At 65.3% G+C, this 17,457-nt stretch carries 20 protein-coding genes; 7 read left to right on the top strand and 13 right to left on the bottom strand.

Translation table 11 applies throughout. The features are described from left to right. Positions 1 to 5: 5 nt before the first annotated feature. From ACE3SN_RS04160 to ACE3SN_RS04150, 3 genes are all read right to left on the bottom strand, one after another. Complete coding sequence (locus tag ACE3SN_RS04160; RefSeq protein ID WP_374527757.1) at positions 6 to 806, bottom strand: tetratricopeptide repeat protein; 801 nt, start codon at positions 804 to 806, stop codon at positions 6 to 8. A 117-nt stretch (positions 807 to 923) separates the two neighbouring features. Further along, positions 924 to 2,051: a glycosyltransferase family 4 protein gene (locus ACE3SN_RS04155; protein ID WP_374527825.1), complete on the bottom strand. Its 1,128-nt coding sequence runs from the start codon at positions 2,049 to 2,051 to the stop codon at positions 924 to 926. 5 nt (positions 2,052 to 2,056) lie between these two features. Beyond that, complete coding sequence (locus ACE3SN_RS04150; protein ID WP_374527755.1) at positions 2,057 to 2,929, bottom strand: alpha/beta fold hydrolase; 873 nt, start codon at positions 2,927 to 2,929, stop codon at positions 2,057 to 2,059. Between the two features lie 65 nt (positions 2,930 to 2,994). Here ACE3SN_RS04150 and ACE3SN_RS04145 point away from each other — a divergent pair, with 65 nt between their 5' ends. Together ACE3SN_RS04145 and astD are read left to right on the top strand one after the other, a co-directional pair. Continuing rightward, a complete protein-coding gene (locus tag ACE3SN_RS04145; protein WP_374527753.1) occupies positions 2,995 to 4,389 on the top strand; it encodes a protein adenylyltransferase SelO family protein in 1,395 nt (464 codons plus the stop codon). A 102-nt stretch (positions 4,390 to 4,491) separates the two neighbouring features. Beyond that, positions 4,492 to 5,907, top strand: a complete 1,416-nt coding sequence (astD, locus tag ACE3SN_RS04140; RefSeq protein ID WP_374527751.1) for a succinylglutamate-semialdehyde dehydrogenase — start codon at positions 4,492 to 4,494, stop codon at positions 5,905 to 5,907. A gap of 9 nt (positions 5,908 to 5,916) precedes the next feature. On the opposite strand, the gene ACE3SN_RS04135 is transcribed toward astD, so the two are convergent. Continuing rightward, positions 5,917 to 6,633, bottom strand: a complete 717-nt coding sequence (locus ACE3SN_RS04135; RefSeq protein WP_374527749.1) for a hypothetical protein — start codon at positions 6,631 to 6,633, stop codon at positions 5,917 to 5,919. 84 nt (positions 6,634 to 6,717) lie between these two features. Between ACE3SN_RS04135 and rarD the strand changes: the two genes are divergently transcribed. Further along, positions 6,718 to 7,617 (top strand): EamA family transporter RarD, encoded by a 900-nt coding sequence (gene rarD, locus ACE3SN_RS04130; protein WP_374527747.1) that lies wholly within the window; start codon positions 6,718 to 6,720, stop codon positions 7,615 to 7,617. 100 nt (positions 7,618 to 7,717) lie between these two features. Here the strand turns inward: rarD and ACE3SN_RS04125 are convergent, their stop codons facing one another. After that, positions 7,718 to 8,155 (bottom strand): hypothetical protein, encoded by a 438-nt coding sequence (locus tag ACE3SN_RS04125; RefSeq protein ID WP_374527745.1) that lies wholly within the window; start codon positions 8,153 to 8,155, stop codon positions 7,718 to 7,720. Positions 8,156 to 8,258: 103 nt separating this feature from the next. Continuing rightward, the gene (gene pyrC / locus ACE3SN_RS04120) at positions 8,259 to 9,296 is read right to left on the bottom strand and encodes a dihydroorotase (protein WP_374527743.1); all 1,038 of its coding nucleotides are present in this window, start codon (positions 9,294 to 9,296) and stop codon (positions 8,259 to 8,261) included. A 164-nt stretch (positions 9,297 to 9,460) separates the two neighbouring features. Here pyrC and ACE3SN_RS04115 point away from each other — a divergent pair, with 164 nt between their 5' ends. Both ACE3SN_RS04115 and ACE3SN_RS04110 read left to right on the top strand, forming a co-directional pair. Next, entirely contained in the window at positions 9,461 to 11,389 is a 1,929-nt protein-coding gene (locus ACE3SN_RS04115) for a TonB-dependent siderophore receptor (RefSeq protein WP_374527741.1), read from the top strand. A gap of 43 nt (positions 11,390 to 11,432) precedes the next feature. Beyond that, a complete protein-coding gene (locus tag ACE3SN_RS04110) occupies positions 11,433 to 12,143 on the top strand; it encodes a folate-binding protein YgfZ (RefSeq protein ID WP_374527739.1) in 711 nt (236 codons plus the stop codon). Here ACE3SN_RS04110 and ACE3SN_RS04105 read toward each other — a convergent pair. Beyond that, positions 12,131 to 12,724: a TetR/AcrR family transcriptional regulator gene (locus tag ACE3SN_RS04105; protein WP_374527737.1), complete on the bottom strand. Its 594-nt coding sequence runs from the start codon at positions 12,722 to 12,724 to the stop codon at positions 12,131 to 12,133. The genes ACE3SN_RS04110 and ACE3SN_RS04105 overlap by 13 nt on opposite strands. Positions 12,725 to 12,752: 28 nt before the next feature. Between ACE3SN_RS04105 and ACE3SN_RS04100 the strand changes: the two genes are divergently transcribed. Continuing rightward, entirely contained in the window at positions 12,753 to 13,658 is a 906-nt protein-coding gene (locus ACE3SN_RS04100) for a metal-dependent hydrolase (protein WP_374527735.1), read from the top strand. Between the two features lie 61 nt (positions 13,659 to 13,719). Here the strand turns inward: ACE3SN_RS04100 and ACE3SN_RS04095 are convergent, their stop codons facing one another. The 3 genes from ACE3SN_RS04095 to rplU all read right to left on the bottom strand — a co-directional run bounded on the left by ACE3SN_RS04095 (position 13,720) and on the right by rplU (position 15,168). After that, entirely contained in the window at positions 13,720 to 14,289 is a 570-nt protein-coding gene (locus tag ACE3SN_RS04095) for a GNAT family N-acetyltransferase (protein WP_374527733.1), read from the bottom strand. A 224-nt stretch (positions 14,290 to 14,513) separates the two neighbouring features. Then, positions 14,514 to 14,780 (bottom strand): 50S ribosomal protein L27, encoded by a 267-nt coding sequence (rpmA, locus tag ACE3SN_RS04090; RefSeq protein ID WP_374527731.1) that lies wholly within the window; start codon positions 14,778 to 14,780, stop codon positions 14,514 to 14,516. Between the two features lie 19 nt (positions 14,781 to 14,799). Beyond that, positions 14,800 to 15,168 (bottom strand): 50S ribosomal protein L21, encoded by a 369-nt coding sequence (rplU, locus tag ACE3SN_RS04085; RefSeq protein ID WP_374527729.1) that lies wholly within the window; start codon positions 15,166 to 15,168, stop codon positions 14,800 to 14,802. 213 nt (positions 15,169 to 15,381) lie between these two features. On the opposite strand from rplU, the gene ACE3SN_RS04080 reads away from it, so the two are divergent. Further along, entirely contained in the window at positions 15,382 to 15,891 is a 510-nt protein-coding gene (locus ACE3SN_RS04080) for a hypothetical protein (RefSeq protein WP_374527727.1), read from the top strand. 9 nt (positions 15,892 to 15,900) lie between these two features. On the opposite strand, the gene ACE3SN_RS04075 is transcribed toward ACE3SN_RS04080, so the two are convergent. The 3 genes from ACE3SN_RS04075 to moaA all read right to left on the bottom strand — a co-directional run. After that, on the bottom strand, positions 15,901 to 16,341 hold the full coding sequence (locus ACE3SN_RS04075) for a molybdenum cofactor biosynthesis protein MoaE (protein WP_374527725.1): 441 nt from the start codon (positions 16,339 to 16,341) through the stop codon (positions 15,901 to 15,903). Between the two features lie 2 nt (positions 16,342 to 16,343). After that, on the bottom strand, positions 16,344 to 16,577 hold the full coding sequence (locus tag ACE3SN_RS04070; RefSeq protein ID WP_374527723.1) for a MoaD/ThiS family protein: 234 nt from the start codon (positions 16,575 to 16,577) through the stop codon (positions 16,344 to 16,346). Between the two features lie 5 nt (positions 16,578 to 16,582). Further along, positions 16,583 to 17,457 (bottom strand): GTP 3',8-cyclase MoaA (gene moaA / locus ACE3SN_RS04065; protein ID WP_374527721.1); only part of this gene is annotated, 875 nt, incomplete at its 5' end.

The following is a 17,457-nucleotide window of genomic DNA, read 5'->3' as shown; positions in this document are numbered from 1 at the left end:
ACCGATCACTGCTTTGCCGCAGGAGCAGCCGCGGGAGCGGGCGCAGGCGCGGCGGCGGCATTTTTGCCGGCCGCTTCGATCTGCTGCATGTCGACCCCGGCGTCGTAACCAAGTTGCCCGGCAAGCTGGCGTACGCGCCCGCGAACCGAGCGCGGGGCCTTTTCATCCTTGCCGATCGCGGCGAGCAGCGGACCGGCCTTGTCTGGCTGGCCCATCTTCAGATAGGCGATCGCGGTCAGTTCGCCCGCGCTGCCAAACCAGGGATTGCCCGGCACGGCCAGCGGCTTGAGTCGCGAAATCACCTCGGCGGGCGGCAGGGTGTCGAACTGGATCGAGACCGAGCGCAGCAGCGCAAGGTCGCGGAACGGCTGGGGGGCGGTGCTGTCGCCAGCAAGCGCGGCGAATTCCTTGGCTGCAAGGTCGCTCTTGCCCTGTTCCTGCAGGATCGCGGCGTGAAGCATGGCCGCATTGGCCCGGCTGCCCGCGCCGCCTTCCTTCATCAGCGGTTCGAGATCGCGCGCGGCGGCATCCGCGGCCACCCCGCCCGAGCCCAGGCGGTCAAGCGCGAGGATCGTCCGTTCCGACAATTCGGCCGCCGCCTGATTGCGGGTGTGATCCCAGTAGAGGTAACCGGCCAGGCCCAGCAGGCCGGCAATGATCAAGCCAGCCAGCGGCTTGCCATAGCGCTGGCCGATGCGCAGCAGGTCGTCCTGGCGCAGCGCCTCATCGACTTCGCGCAGGAAGCCGTCATTCGCGGCGGCATCACGCTCCTGCTGCTTGCTTGGGGTATTGGGGGTCAGGGCCAAGGGAATGCCTTTTACGCGCTCGTTAAATGACTGCGGGGCTGTTTAGCGGATGGCCCGGCCTTTTCAACGCTTCTTACTGGCTTTTGCCCGGTGAAGCGGGGGTGAACAAGGAGTTGGTCAAGGAAAAGAGGTTCGGCCCAGCGCCGCGGCGTAGACATCGCGGTAGGACGCGACCATTGCCCCCTCGTCATATTCGGCCTCGGCCCGGGCACGATTGGCCGCGCCGATGGCGGCGCGCAGCGGCGGATCGAGCGCCAGTTCGCACAGCGCCGCCGACAATGCCGGCTCGTCTCCGGCAGGGGTGATAAAGCGCCGGTTGTCCTTGGCGACCATCGCCTCGACATCGCCGACGCGCGGGCTGACAACGGCAAGACCCGCGGCCATCGCCTCGACCACCGAAATCGGGAACTGTTCGCTGTCGGACGACAGGGCGAACAGGTCGAACAGCCCCATCACTTCGGCCGGATCGGCAACGAAGCCGGGCAGGTGGACGCGGTGGCCGATATTGAGCGCGATCGCCTCGCGCCGGATCGTGTCGCGTTCGGGCCCCTCGCCCAGGATCACCAGATGCCAATAGGTTGGCATGGCGGCAAAGGCGCGGACCAGCCGCGGCAGGTTCTTGACCGCGCGCAGACCGGCCAGGGTGCCAAGCCACATCTCGCCATCATGCTTGATGATGCGCGGCAGCACGTCGGGCGCGCACGGCCGGCCATAGCGCGCAACGGGAATGCCATTGGGGATGCGGTGGACCATGCTGCGCGGCTGCTTCCAGACCTGCCGCGCGATCGCTTCCAGCCGCTGCGACGGCACGACCAGACCCTGCGCCCGCGACAGCGCGATCCGCCGGAACCAGTTGCGCGCGGGTTTGAGCCGGTCTGCCTCGTCCTGGTTGAAGCCATCCTCGTGATGCACCAGCGGCGGCAGGCCCAGCGCCTGCGCGAACAGGGTGTGGGCCATGACCCCGTCCATCGCCCCCCAGTTGTAGGTCAGCACCAGATCATAGCCCAGCATGGCCCGGGCAATCGCCTGCAGGCGGCGGGGGAAAGGCCGCCCCGCGAGCGGCGGAAAATCATCCGGGTAAGCAACCTTGAGCCCGCGATCGAGCGCGGCGGCCGCGCCCAGTTCACCCGGAACCGCCGAAACGACCGTATGCTCCACCTCGCGGCCAAAGGCATTCATAAGCTTTGCCGCGCGCAATTCTTTGCCGCCGGCCGAAAAGCTGGAATGGAGGTGCAGCAGGCGCAGCGCGATTACCCCTGCCCTTGGCCCGCGATCCTGGCGAGCAGCCGATCAATCGCGGCAACGGCTTCGGGCTCATCGAGCATCGGCGCGTGGCCCACGTTGGGCACGGTCACCGCTTCGGCGCCGGGCAGCAGGCTGGCCATCTTGCGATGGGCTTCAGCCGAAAGCACGTCGGACAATTCACCGCGCAAAAGCAGCATCGGCTTTGCGCCAAATCCGGCCAGCCCGGGCCACATGTCGACCCGGGCCTCGCCGCCGGGCTGCGAGAATGGCTCGGCGATCTTCATGTCATAGTCGAACACGATCCGCCCGTTGCTGCCGATCACCATGCAACGCTTGGCCATGGCCAGCCAGTCGGCAATTTCATATCCGGGGAAGGCATGGGCCTGCGATTCCTCAAGCGCGCGAGCGGCGTGCATCCAGGTCTCGAAACTGCGTCCCTGCCCCACATACCCACGAATCCGCTCCAGCCCTTCGGGCATCAGCTCGGGCCCGACGTCGTTGAGCAGGGCGCCCGCCAGCCGCTGCGGGGCGGTCATCGCCAGGATCATGGTCATCAGCCCGCCAAGCGAAGTACCGAACGAGACGAACTGCCCGATCCCGGCCTCATCCAGCAATACGACCAGGTCTTCGACATATTGCAGCGGGTTATAGGTCGCCCAGTCCTTGGCATAGGCGCTATCGCCACGGCCGCGCATTTCCGGGCAGATTACCCGCCATTCACCTGCGATTCGATCCGCGACATCGGCAAAATCGCGCGCATTGCGGGTCAGCCCCGGCAGGCACACCACCGGCGGGCGATCATCGCGCCCGGCATAATCGCGGCAGTGCAGCTTAAGCCCGTCCCGGCTGGTCCAGTAACGATCGGCGAATTCGCTCATCGATTAGGTCGAGGTCCTTGGCAATACGGCTTGTGCCGCAATGTGTTCGCGGTCACTATCGCCCGATGCGCGCCGAACCGCAAGCCGCCCCCTACACGCCCGCCTCGCCGATCACCAGCCTTTCGGACTGGCTGGCCGTGCCGGTCGATCCTGCCGACTTTCCGGAAACGACGCTGCGCTTTCGCAACACGCGCTGGGACAGTTCGGTCGGGCTGGGTGAGCTTGGCGATGCAGACTGGGTGCGACACTTCGGCCGGTTCGAGCCGCTGCCTCAAAACCTGCCCCGCCCGCTGGCGCTGAAATATCACGGCCACCAGTTCCGCGTTTACAATCCGGAACTTGGTGACGGGCGCGGGTTCCTGTTCGCGCAGCTGCGCGATGGAGCCGGCCGCCTGCTCGATCTCGGCACCAAGGGCTCGGGCCTCACGCCGTACAGCCGCACCGCCGATGGGCGATTGACGCTCAAAGGCGCGGTGCGCGAAATCCTTGCAACCGAGATGCTCGAGGCGCTGGGCGTCAACACCAGCAAGACCTTTTCGGTGATCGAGACCGGCGAGGAGCTGTTCCGGCAGGACGAGCCCTCGCCCGCGCGGTCGGCGGTAATGGTCCGGCTCAGCCACGGGCATATCCGCATCGGCACGTTCCAGCGCCTGCTCTATCACGACGAGCGCGAGCATCTGGCGCAACTGGTCGACTATTGCCTCGCGCAGTACCCCGGCCCGCTGCCGCCCGAGGATGTGCCGGGGCGCGATGAACCGGCGGTGATCCTGCTGCACCAGGTGGTTGGCCGGCTGGCCAGCCTGGCCGCGCAGTGGGCGGTCGCGGGCTTTGTTCACGGCGTGCTCAACACCGACAACATGAACATTTCGGGCGAGAGTTTCGACTATGGCCCGTGGCGCTGGCTTCCAAAGTGGGATGCCTCGTTCACCGCGGCCTATTTCGACCATGCCCGGCTTTACGCCTTCGGTCGCCAGGCCGAGGCGCTGCACTGGAACTGCGGGCAGCTTGCCGTTGCCTTGCGGATGCTGGCCGAAGCGCCCCCGCTGATTGCCGCGCTGGAACGCTTCGGACCACTCTACCAGACCGCGCTGGCCCGTCAGTTCGTCTGGCGACTGGGGCTAAAGCCCAAAGGGTTCACCGCCGATGCCGCACTGGTTGCCGAGGCGGAAAAGGCGATGCACGAGGCCGGGGGGGCGCCGCACAGCTTCTTCCACCGCCACCGGTTTGGGCGCGCGGCGCCGGAAAATGCCTTCGGCGCCTTGCTGAAGAGCTACGAGGCGGTCGACCAAGATCATGAAATATGGGCGGAAGGCGATTCTCCCGCCCTGCTGATCGACGATGTCGAAGCCTTGTGGAGCCGGATCGCCGATCATGACGACTGGTCGGCGCTGCACGACAAGGTCGCGCAAATCCGGCGGCTCGGCAGCGCGCTTGGAGTGCCGCCGATTACGGGATATTAAGGCAGACTGTTTTCCAAATTCCCAAGGGTTTTCTTGTAATCACAGACCAGCTAAGGCGCGATCTGACCCGGGGATCGCAACCTTAACAGACGGGACACCAGATTGAGCACCGCAGAGATCATTTCCTATGAGCCGGCCACCGGCGCCGAAGTCTGGCGCGCCAGGCGGGGCAACGTCGACGAAATCGTCGCGCGCGCTCGGCGGGCGTGGCCGGCCTGGGCTGCCCAGCCGCTATCGAACCGCATGGAACTGGTCCGCCGCTTCGCCAACGAAGTGCGCAAGGAGAACGAAAAGCTCGCCACGCTGATCGCGCGCGAAACCGGCAAGCCGCTGTGGGAAGCGCGCACCGAAGTCGAAAGCGTGATCAACAAGGTCGAGATTTCGATCCGCGCCTATGCCGATCGCACGTCGCAGCGCAAGCTCGACAACGCGCTGCAAGGCACCGCGGCCGTCCGGCACAAGCCGCACGGCGTGATGGCCGTGCTCGGCCCCTACAATTTCCCCGCGCACTTGCCCAACGGCCACATCGTGCCGGCGCTGATCGCGGGCAATGCGATCGTCTTCAAGCCGAGCGAAAAGACCCCCGCCACGGGTGAACTGCTGGTCCAGTGCTTTCATCGCGCCGGCATTTCCGCGGCGGTCGTCCAACTGCTCGTCGGCGGGCCGGAAGAAGGCCAGGCGCTCGTCGCGCATGAAGGGATCGACGGCGTGCTATTCACCGGCAGCGCCCATGCCGGGATCGCGATCAACCGCCGCCTTGCCGCCCGGCCCGACAAGATCGTGGCACTGGAAATGGGCGGCAACAATCCGATCGTGGTGTGGGACACGCCGAAGATCAGCGATGCCGCGGCGCTCGTGATCCAGTCGGCCTTTACCTCCGCCGGACAGCGCTGCACCGCCGCGCGCCGGCTGATCGTCCAGGCACCGCTGTACGATGCGCTGATCAGCGAAGTTAAGCGCCTTGCCGACCGGATCATCGTTGGCGCTCCGTTTGACGAGCCAGCGCCGTTCATGGGCCCGGTGATCGACAACCAGTCGGCCGACGGGCTTACCGAAAGCTTCCTCTACCTGCTCAGCCACGGTGGCAAGGCGATCAAGCACCTGGTCCGCCCGCGCGATGACCTGCCGTTCCTTTCGCCCGCGATCATCGACGTGACCGGGGTCAAGGAACGCCCGGACGTGGAACTGTTCGGCCCGCTGCTTCAGGTGGTCAAGGTGACCGATTTCGACGAGGCGATTGCCGAGGCGAACAACACCCGGTTCGGCCTTTCGGCCTCGCTGGTGGGCGGCACGCCGCAGGATTACAACCGGTTCTGGGCAAACATCCGCGCTGGCGTGATCAACTGGAACCGCCCGACCAACGGGGCTTCCTCGAACGCGCCGTTCGGCGGCATCGGCCTGTCGGGCAACCACCGGCCCAGCGCCTATTACGCGGCGGACTATTGCGCCTATCCGGTTGCCTCGAACGAGATGGAACAGCCGCGCGCGATGATCGGTGTGGGCCTGCGCGAAGCCTGATCCAGCGGCCTACAGGCCGTTGGTGACGATGATGACTTCGGTCAGCCCGCCCGGCTGCGCGCGCACGGCGATGGCAAAGCCCTGCCCGGACAGGATTTCGTCCGAGCCTGCCTTGCGGTGATCCGCGCGCAGCCCGGCCTTGGCCAGCATGGCATAGTGAAAATCGACCACCGCAGCGGGATCGACCGGCGTGACGTAACTGACCGAGCGCACCTTGCAGCCCGCCGCGTCGCTGCCCGCCGCCTCGGCAGTATGCCCGCGCGGATAAATCGGGAAGGCCGGGTGCAGCTTGGCCGCCCAGCCAAACGAATAGCCCAGCTTTGCCGCGCAGCCCTGGCCTGCAAGCCCCAGCGCGGCAGCGCGCGCCTCGGCGGTGATTGCGCCGTCGAGCGGGGAATGATCGCTGGTAGCGCTGGCTGCCGGGGCCGCGCCGATGCTTCCGCCTGCAAGTTCCTCAGCAGCGGTCTTGGCCGCCTCGACCTCTTCCGGGGTGCGCTTGAGCGGGGGCAATTCGCCATTGGCCGGGCCGCCGCCCGATAGCGCGGAATTGCCGCGGTTCTGGCTGGCAAGGTCTGGATCGGCCATGATCGGATCGGATAGCGCCCCGGTGATCGCCGGGTCGCGGTTCGCCTGCTTGTTGCTGTCCGCATCGCCCCCGCCGCAGGCCCCAAGCATCAGGAGCAGCAAGGCAGGCAAGACAGGGCGGCGGTTGGCGAACAGGGTCATCGGACTGCACGTTAAAGGCGTGGGCCCGCGCCGCCAAGCCGCGACTTGCTTCACGCCCCACACCCGGCTAGCCCAGCGGCAGCAATGCCTCCTCAATCCCCCGCAACCCGTCAGACCGGCCTGCCCTTTGCGCTTGGCGCCCACCTCATCTGGGGGCTGCTGCCGCTGTACCTGCGGCTGGTCCATGCGGTTCCGGCGGTAGAATTCGTCGGCTGGCGCGTGCTGTTCACCCTGCCGCTCTGCGCGCTGTTCATCGCCGCGCGCGGCCAGAAGAACGAACTGATCGCCGCGCTGACCAACTGGAAAGTGCTGCGGATGCTGGTGCTGAGCGCGCTGCTGATCGGCACCAACTGGCTGGTCTATGTCATGGCGATCCAGTCTAGCCACGTCTTCGCCGCCAGCTTTGGCTATTACCTCACCCCGCTGCTGCAGGTGCTGGCCGGAACGGTGTTCCTGCACGAGCGGCTGAGCGCCCTGCAATGGGCCGCCGTGCTGCTGGCCGGGCTGGGCGTGGTCCTGCTCGGCTGGGGCGAGCTGGATATGCTCGGCGTCAGCCTTGCTATGGCGCTCAGCTGGCTGTGCTATGGCTTTGTGCGCAAGGTGACGCCGGTCGGCTCGGTCCCCGGCCTGACGATCGAGACGCTGGTCCTGGCCCCGCTCGCCGTGCTGATCGTCAGCTGGTTCGCCGCCACCCCGCAAGGATCGAGCTTCGGCCACGCAGCGGGCCAAAGCCTGCTGATCGCCTGCGCCGGGCTGGTCACGGCTGTCCCGCTTCTATTCTTCGCCATCGCCGCGCGGCGAATGGATTTCACCGTGCTGGGGATGCTCCAGTTCGTCTCGCCCACGATCGTCTTCGGACTGGGCGTGACCGTGTTCGGAAAGCCGCTCGATCCCCTGCAACTGGGCAGCTTCGCAATCATCTGGACCGCGATTGCGCTGTTCGTGTGGGACTTGCTGGTGCGGCGCGGGAAGGCAGGAACTTAGTCAACCAAGCTGAACGAGTGGCCGCTGCGATAAGGTGTCTGGGATGATCTGTTTGGAGGGAATGTCGGGGGAAGTGGAAGCTCACACCCTGACCATGCATCTACGCCCTCTTGCGCCTCGGCTGTCCCTTATGAAGCAAAGGCAATGGACGTTTGCTCAATGCCGTCAGTGAACCATTGCAAATGAACTGCTGACTCTGCCACTTCCTCGTTGAGTTGTTCGACAGTTCTTCTATCGACGTTATCCAATCGATAAGTGCAGGTAGAAAGACCTTTTCGGCGAATTCCTTAGCGTCATTCCGCTGGTCAGATGGAACAGCACACGATGTGATCGAAAAGTGGCCACCATCTCCAACTTCATTTGACCCGGATGGAGAGAACCTTGCGCTCAAGGATGGTGCGTCTGTCTCCCAAACCTTGTAGCATTGATGCAAAGAAATTTGCGATCGAACGCCCGCCGCTTCAATCGCTTTATCAAGCAAAGACGGCTTTAACGAATAACTCCATCCTGCGGGAAGGCGATCCTTGAAGATGTCCATTTAGCAAGTATGCCATTCGCAAAGCGCCCTCACAATCAGAAGAGCGATCTATGTCCGCAAGGTTGTCGTGTCCTGAAAGTCCGCTCTAGGGCATGACCAACCCCTAGCCGACCAACCGCCACCCCAGCGTTTCGCCCGCGTGGAACGGCACGATCGAGGTGCCATTCGCGTCGATCTCGTCCGGCACCTGCACGCCGCCGCGTTCCAGCGTCACGGTGCCTTCATTCAGCGGCAGGCCATAGAAGCGCGGGCCGTTCTCGCTGGCGAAGGCCTCGAACTTGTCCAGCGCGCCTTCCTCGTCGAACACGGCGAGATAGCTTTCCAGCGCATAGGGGGCGTTGAAAATTCCGGCGCAGCCGCAGGCCGCTTCCTTGAGGTGGCGGGCATGGGGCGCGGTATCGGTGCCGAGGAAGAACTTGGGGCTACCAGACGTCGCCGCCTTGCGCAGCGCCAGCCGGTGCTTTTCGCGCTTGGCGACCGGCAGGCAATAGGCGTGCGGGCGGATCCCGCCGACCAGCATGGCATTGCGGTTGATGTGGAGGTGCTGCGGCGTGATCGTCGCGCCGATCCGCTCGCTGCCCTCGGCCACGAACTGGGCGGCTTCCTCGGTGGTGATGTGTTCGAACACCACTTTCAGCCCCGGCATCTCCTGCACCAGCGGGGCCAGCGTGCGCTCGATGAACACGGCCTCGCGGTCGAAGATGTCGACATCGTGGTCGGTCACCTCGCCGTGGACCAGCAGCGGCATCCCGATCTTTTCCATCCGCTCCAGCGCGGGGCGGATATTGGCAATATGGGTCACGCCGTGGGCCGAGCCGGTGGTGGCGTGGGCGGGATAGAGCTTGGCAGCAGTGAACACGCCTTCGCCAAAGCCGCGCTCGATCATGTCCGGCGCGATCCCGTCGGTGAGGTACGAGGTCATCAGCGGGGTAAAGTCGCTGCCTTCGGGCAGCGCGGCGTTGATCCGGTCGCGATAGGCCGCCACAGCCTCCACCGTGGTCGCGGGCGGCGAAAGGTTAGGCATCACGATCGCGCGGGCGAACTGCCGCGCGGTATAGGGCGCCACGCCTTGCAGGATCGCGCCGTCGCGCAGGTGAACGTGCCAATCATCAGGGCAGCGGATGGTGAGCCGATTCGTCATGCCGCCCCAATGCCACAGCGCGGCGGCCCGCAACAGGTTTCCGGCCCAAATGTCGTTCGTCCGTTCGTCAGGCGCAATGCGCCCTTGGTCGATCACGCCGCGCGGATCACATGGCTTAACGTATTAGGCAGGTAATACAGCAAGACTGCTTCAGGGAGATTTTCATGCCGATCAAGGCACTTGGCCGCACATCCTGGCTCGCGCTCGCCGCGATGGCCGCCTGCCCTGCCCCTGCGCTGGCCCAGCATACCGAGGAAAACGCGGTCGAATCCGCCGAGGACGCCTTTGGCACCGCCACCGGGCACGAGCAGATCGGGATCTACGACGAAGGCAACGTGCGCGGCTTTTCGCCGGGCAATGCCGGCAATTTCCGCATGGAGGGGATGTATTTCGACATCCAGGGCGGGCTCGGCAACCGGGTGATCGCGGGCGAGATGATCCGCGTCGGCCCGGCGGCGCAGGGCTATGCCTTCCCGGCCCCTACCGGGATCGTCGACCTTGAACTGAAAAAGCCCGGTAAGAAGCGCACCGTCACGCCCTTCGTCAGCTGGGACAGTTTCGGGTCGAAGGGGCTGGAACTCGATTTCGACCTGCCGCTCAATGGCGAAACGCTGGGCGTGGCAGGCGGGGTCGGACTGTCGGACAATCATTACGGCAACGGCGGCGGATCGAAGGCGCTGACCGCGGGCCTGGTCACGCGCTGGAAGCCCAGCGCCGGGGTTGAGCTGCTGGCCTTTGCCAACCACCAGGAATTCCATGACGAGAACAGCTTCTCGATCTACATCCCGACCGGCAATTTTTTGCCCGAAAAGATCGACCGCAACCTCTATCCCGGGCCCAGTTGGACCAAGAACAACAGCCATTCAAACACCTTTGGCCTCGTCGGCCATGCCAACATGGGTGACTGGACGCTGCGCGCCGGACTGTTCCGCTCAAGCTATGGACAGGACAAGGGCTTTGCCAACCTGGTGCTGATCGCGCCCGACATGAATGCCGAACGGCAGGTCTATGCCTTTCCCGGCAGCGGCTCGGCCTCGTGGAGCGGCGAGGGTCGCATCTCGCGCCGGATCGGCGACGGGCCGCGCCAGCACCTGATCACGGTCGCGCTGCGCGGGCGTTCGATCGACGGGAACTATGGCGGCGGCGACCTTGCCAGCCTTGGCTTTGCCCCGCTCAACACCGTGATCGACGTGCCCGAGCCGATGTTCACTTTCCACCCGCAGGTCGGCGATCATACCCGGCAGGTCACCGGCGGTGCATCCTACAGCCTCAAATGGAAGGGCATCGGCGAATTCACCGCCGGGGTGACCCGTACCCATTACGAAAAGCGCGTCGGCGTGCCGGGGCTGCCCGAGGCGCAAGGCTCGAGCAATGTAACCCTGCCCTATTTCAGCGCGGCAGCCACGTTGACGCCGAACTTCACGATTTATGGCAGCTACATGCGCGGGCTGGAAGATGCCGGGACCGCGCCGGGCTATGCCAGCAACGCGCATCAGGTCCTGCCCGCGATCCGCACCCGCCAGTATGACTTCGGCCTGCGCTGGTCGCCGGTGAAAGATACCACGTTGATCCTCGGCTGGTTCAACATCTCCAAGCCCTACATCGATCTCGACACGGCGAACTATTACGGCGTGCTGGGCAGCGAAACGCACAAGGGCGTCGAACTGAGCATCACCAGCAACCCGACCAAGCACCTGCGCGTCGTGTTGGGCGGGGTGTGGCAGGATCCCAAGGTGACCGCATCGCCGCTGATCGCGACCCCGGTCGGCGCACGGCCCGTTGGCCAGTCGCAACTGCGCACCCGCCTCAACGTCAACTGGACCCTGCCCTTCGCCCCGGCGGTGACGCTGGATGCCTATGTCAATCACGACAGCGAAATGCAGGGCAACGTCGAGAATTCGGTGCTTGTGCCGGGATCGACCCGCTTTGGCGGCGGGGTGCGTTACAAGTTCAAGCTGGGCGGCCATGACATGACCGCACGCGTTGCGCTCTACAACGTCAACGACACCTATATGTTCGTGCCGGTGGGCAGCGGGGCCTATTCCTATAACATTCGCCGCAACGTGCAGGCCTGGATCACGGCCGACTTCTGACGCGAGCTTGCGAATCGGCCTGTCGAACCCCAGTTAGGGCCGCATGAGTGCCACCCTGCTGACCAGCCGCGCCGTGATCCGCCTGTCCCCGCTCGAACCGGGCGAAGACGTGCGGGCTTTCCTGCAAGGGCTGGTGACCAATGACGTTACCGGACCGCTGCCGTGCTGGGCGGCGCTGCTATCGCCGCAGGGCAAGGTGCTGTTCGATTTTATCGTCTGGGCGGACGGCGACGACCTGCTGCTCGATTGCGAGGCTGCGGCGGCCGAGGCGCTGGCCAAACGGCTGTCGCTCTACCGCCTGCGCCGCAGAATCGCGATTGCGGTCGATCCGTCGCTGGGTGTTCACTGGCAGGCAGGTGACGGTCCCTCGCCCGATCCGCGCCTTGCTGCGCTGGGTCAGCGCTGGCTCGGCAATCCTGAAGGCGAGAGCGCCGAAGCCGCGTGGCTATTGGCGCGCCTTTCCAAAAACGTGTGCGAAGGGCAGGCGGAACTGGGCGACCTGCTCTGGCTGGAATGTAACGCCGCCGAACTGAACGGGGTTAGCTTTACCAAGGGCTGCTATGTCGGCCAGGAAAACACCGCACGGATGAACTGGCGGCAGAAGGTCAACCGGCGGCTGATCGTCGTGCCGTTGGAGCGCAGCAAGCCAGACCGCCAGCGCGTCAGCTACCCTGAACTCGGCCTCGCAGTCGACCACCTGCGGATCGAGGACATCGCGGACGAGCTCAGCCCGGATTGGCTTCAGCAGACCTGATTCGGTCCCAGTCCGGCCTTCAATGCCGCATCGACCAGCATCTGCGTGGCGATCTCGCGCGCGCAATTGCGATCGAGGCCAAGCGAGCCAGTCAGCGGACCGCCCAGCATCGCATCGCCCAGCGCCATCAGGCACAGCGCATGGGCCGAGGCGCGCATCTGCCCGGTGCCCAGTTCGTCGAGTTCGTCGACCAGATCATGGATCACTTCGACCAGCGGATCGAGCGCGTCCTCGTTGCCGTTGAGCAGCATCCAGCCTGCCAGCGCAGCGCCGCCTTCCTTGTCGAACGCGTCAAAGGCAAGGTCCACCACCTGCCGGGGCGAACCTTCGCCCGCGCGGCTGGCCTTCACCGCTTCGGCGATGATGTCGCAGACCTGCTGGGCATGAAACTCTGCCAGCGCCTTTTGCAGCCCCGCCGCCGAACCGAAATGGTGCAGCAGGTTCGCGTGCGTGCGCCCGATTCGCGAGGCCACCGCCTTGAGCGTCACCGCCTGCGGGCCCAGTTCGATCAGCAGCGCGCGCGCGGCTTCCAGCGCGGCAAGGCGGCTCTCTTCCTGGGTGAGTCTCTTTCTTATTGACATTGGTGTAAGTTACTCTAAATGGGTCAGCATGAACGCACCGACCAAATTCCCCCTCGACGTAGAACCCGCGGGCCTTTCGGGCAAGGCGGCTGTTCCCACTCCCGACGATCTCGTCATCACCGTGCGCGATCAGCGCTTTGGCCGGACGCGCAAGCCTTCGCGCTGGTGGCTGGGCGGCGATCCGATCGCCACCGCCTGGCACAACGCGCTGTCGGCCACCTTCCCGCGCGGCGAAGCGATGTTCATCGAAGCCGTGAAGGCGCACCGCGACGGCGCTCCGCCCAAGCTTGAGGCCGAGATCCGCGCGTTCGTGAAGCAGGAAATCAACCACACCCGCGAACACGTGGCATTCAACAAGGCCGCTGCCGACGCGGGTTATAACATGGACGGGATCGACACCCGGCTTGAACCGCTGTTCGCCGAAATCAAGAAGCGCCCGCAGATCGTGAACCTCGCTGCGACCATCGCGCTGGAACACTACACGGCGATCATGGCGCACGAGTTCCTCGCCAACCCGAAGCATTTCGCCAATGCCGAGCCGGAAACCGCGGCGATGTGGCGCTGGCACGCGATGGAAGAGATCGAACACAAGGGCGTCGCCTTCGACACCTATCTCCACGCCACCCGCGAATGGAGCCGGTGGAAGCGCTGGAAGGTCAAGTCGCTGATGATGCTGGTGATCACCAAGAACTTCATCAAGAACCGCTGGAACGATACGCTGGATCTGCTGGCGCAGGATGGCCTGACAGGGACGCGGATCAAGCTCAAGCTGGCCTGGTACCTGATCGGAACGCCGGGCGTGCTGCGCAAGATCGTGCCTGCGTGGTTCGCCTATTTCATGCCGGGCTTCCACCCTTGGAACCACGACGACCGCGCTCTGATCGGCAAGGCGGAAAGCGAATTTCCCGATGCCGTGATACCGGCGGCGGGCTGACCCTCTGCAAGACTCTCAAGAAGGGGGGCTCCCGCCGCAAGGCAGGAGCCCCTTTTCGTTGTCAGGCGGCTCGCATGACGCCGGCCGCGTCTTTGTCCCCGCCGTCGCAGTCGCTCGGGCTGCCAAGGTCGATGCTGTATTCGACCGACTGGGCGTCATAGCCGCGCGACAGGCTGTGGCGCTGATGGACCCGGCCCGTGGGGGCAAAGCCGATCTTGCGCAGCACTGCGCCCGATGCGGGATTGTCGATGAAGTGGCCCGCCACCAGATGGCGATGGCCAAGCACCTTGGCCAGACGCAGCACCGCACGCGATGCTTCGGTGGCGAAGCCCTTGCCCCAGTGCTCGCGCGCGAACCAGTACCCCAGTTCGACCTTACCGGCGAACTCCGCCAGCCCGACGCAGCCGACCAGCTGCGCAGGGGCGGCGCTGGTTGGCAGCGTCACGAAGAAATGCGGCAGGCGCTGGTCCTGCGGTTGCTGGGCAAACCAGCGGGCATCTTCGGCGGTATAGGGCCACGGCGCACTGGAAAGGTTCCGGACGACGCCTTCATCGGCGATCCGGCTGTGCAGCTCCTGCCAGTCTTCCGGCCAACCGGGCCGCAGGAACAGCCTTTCACTGCGAATGAACATCTATCGTACTCCCATCATCCGCCACGCACGCCCCCTAGGGCTGCTACGTGACACTGCCATTACGGCCTGAGCAAGGCGAACGCGCTGGGGCGAGGCCAAGTTCGGGTCAAGCTGAGGGAGAAAACGAAAAAGGGAGACGGGCCTGGCCCTCTCCCTCGTTCAGCCGGACTTCGTGGATCCGGCGGGGCCATCCCATCAAGGATGGCCCGTTATCGACCATCCGATTATTCGGCGGCGAGTGCCATGTCTACCGACACGTACTTGCGGCCCTGCTTGCCATCGTGGAAGCGGACGCGGCCAGCGGTCAGGGCGAACAGGGTGTGATCCTTGCCGATGCCGACGTTCACGCCGGGGTACACCTTGGTGCCGCGCTGACGGATAATGATGTTGCCGCCGATCACTTCCTGACCGCCGAACTTCTTCACGCCGAGGCGGCGACCAGCTGAGTCGCGACCGTTACGCGAGGAGCCGCCTGCTTTCTTGTGTGCCATGTCGAACTACTCCGGAATCTTATTCAGCAGCTTCGGCCGCATCGGCCTTCTTGGCGGCAGCCTTCTTGGGCGCGGCCTTCTTCGCTTCCCCGGCGCCAACCGAGAGAATGCGCAGCAGGGTCATCTGCTGGCGATGGCCATTGCGGCGGCGATAGTTGTGGCGGCGACGCTTCTTGAAGACGATCACCTTTTCCGACTTCGCCTGCGCGATGATCTCGGCCGAAACGACAACGCCCTTGGCGTCCTTGATTTCGCCGCCGTCACCAGCCAGCAGGACATCGCCCAGCGTGACCGTTTCACCGGCTTCACCAGCCAGCTTTTCAACCGCGATCTTGTCTCCGGCGGCAACCCGGTATTGCTTGCCGCCCGTGCGCACAACTGCGAACATGGTACGTGTATCCGTTCTTCGATCTAGCGTTGCCCTGCCCTTTTGAGCAGTGCACCGAACACCCCGCCACGAAGGTGGGGGCCCGGAAGAAGGGCTGCCCCTAGTCGAACCCGCCCCGAGTGTCAACGCATGAAGCGGGCGAAAATGCCGCAAAACCGACTCATTACCGGTATCACGACTGGCATCGCGTTACGCCCATGCTATGGCACTGGCATGAACCGCAAGATTGCACCGCTGTTGATCACTGCAACCGCCCTGGCACTCGGTGCCTGTGCTTCGGACAGGGACGGTTACCCTTCGCTTGCCCGCAGGCCGATCGAACGGCTGAACACCGCGCCAGAGCCGGTTGCGACGCCCGAAGTCCCCCCTGCCCCGCCCGGCCCCGAAGTGCTGAACCGGCTCGACGTGGCACTGGGCCGCGCGCGCAGCGCCGATGCGCAGTTCCGCCAGCACGAAAGCCCCACCCGTACTGCTGTTGCGGCAGCTCAGGGCGCGCCCGTGGCAAGCGAGGCCTGGTCCGTCGCGACGATCGCGGTGTCGGACCTCGAATCGGCCCGCAGCGATGCGATGATCGCGCTGGCCGATGTGGACGAGATCTATGCCAAGGCGCGAATCGAGGGCGGTGACACCACCGCGATCGAGGCCACGCGCAATCAGATCCTCGAAATGGTCACCGGTCAGGACGCGGTGCTGGACAGTCTGAAGGACGCGCTGACGCAATAGGCTCTTGGCCTAGCCCCAGCGGGCAAGGTCGGCATGATCCTGTTCGCGCGGTTCGATCCAGCGCCACACGCCGCCCGCCTTCTCGCGCTTCCAGAACCACGATTCGCTCTTGAGGTGATCCATCGCGAAATCGGCCGCGGGAAAGGCGTCGCGGCGGTGGCGCGCGGCGGCGGCCACCAGCACGATCGGTTCGGCCGGGAACATCACGCCGCTGCGGTGCAGGATCAGCAGGCCATCGAGCGCCCAGCGCGCACAGACCGCCTGCCCCAGCGCCTGCATCCCCGACAGGGTCAGCGGGCCATAGTGCTGCAGTTCCAGTGCTTCGACGGCGCCGTCCTGCCGGACCTGGCCCAGAAAGCTCACCACCCCGCCCGCGCCGGGATGGACGGCGGTAAAGGCGGCAAGCTCCGCGGCAGGATCGAACGGGCCAGTCAGCAGGCGAACGTCCATGCTCAGCCCCCGCTGACGGGCGGCAGAAAGGCCAGTTCGTCGCCAGCTGCCAGCACCAAGCCGCGTTCGCCAATCAGTTCGCCGTTCAGCGCCATGCGCACGCGCTCGTCGAGCAGGGCCAGCGCCAAGGCGGGGTCGAGCGCAGCCAGCACCGCTTCCAGCGAGCCCGGCGCGACATCCAGTTCGCTCCGCCCGGCAATGTCGGCCAGCCGCCCCAGGAACACCAGTTTCGCCACGCGGCTCAGCCTCCGGTCATCGACATATGCCGCGCAAGTGCAGGCGCGGCGCCGGGGCGGTCGATCACGAAGTGGTGCCGCTCGGGCTTGATCCGCATCGCGGTATCTAGCGCCTCCGACAGAGCCGCATCGGGGTGTTCCGAGCGCAAGGCGGCGCGCAGATCGACCTGCTCCGTGCCGCCAAGGCAGGCGTAGAGCTGCCCCGTCACGGTCACCCGCACGCGGTTGCAGCCATCACAGAAGTTGTTGGTCAGCGGCGTGATGAACCCGATCCGGCGTCCGGTTTCGGCAATCTCGACATAGCGCGCTGGCCCGCCGCTGCGGTAGGGGGTGGCATTCAGGGTGTAGCGCCGTTCCAGCGCCGCGCGAACTTCGTCCAGCGGCAGGTAGTGGTCGAAGCGGTCTTCCTCGACCTCGCCCAGCGGCATGACCTCGATCAGGGTCAGGTCCATCCCCTGCCCATGTGCCCACCCGACCAGATCGGGGATTTCGGCCTCGTTGATGCCCTTCAGCGCCACAGTGTTAAGCTTTACCGTCAGCCCCGCTGCGCGCGCCGCGGCAATGCCTTCGAGCACCTGCGGCAGGCTGTCGCGCCGGGCAAGCCGCGCGAAGGTGGCGCGGTCCAGCGTATCGAGCGAAATGTTGATTCGCTTCACACCGGCTGCGGCGAGATCGTCCGCGAATTCGGCAAGGCGGGTGGCATTGGTGGTGAGGGTCAGCTCCTCAAGCCCGTCTCCAAGCTTACGCCCCAGGGCCTGAACCAGCTCGATCATGTCGCGCCGCACCAGCGGCTCCCCGCCCGTCAGGCGCAGCTTGGTCACCCCGCGCGCGATGAAGCCCAACGCCAGGCGGTGCAGTTCCTCAAGGCTGAGCACGTCCT

Source organism: Novosphingobium sp. (assembly GCF_041915465.1).
In the GTDB taxonomy this organism is placed as follows: Bacteria; Pseudomonadota; Alphaproteobacteria; order Sphingomonadales; family Sphingomonadaceae; genus Novosphingobium.
The sequence above is the reverse complement of the archived record's forward strand: the minus strand, read 5'-3'. Positions and strand labels throughout refer to the sequence as shown.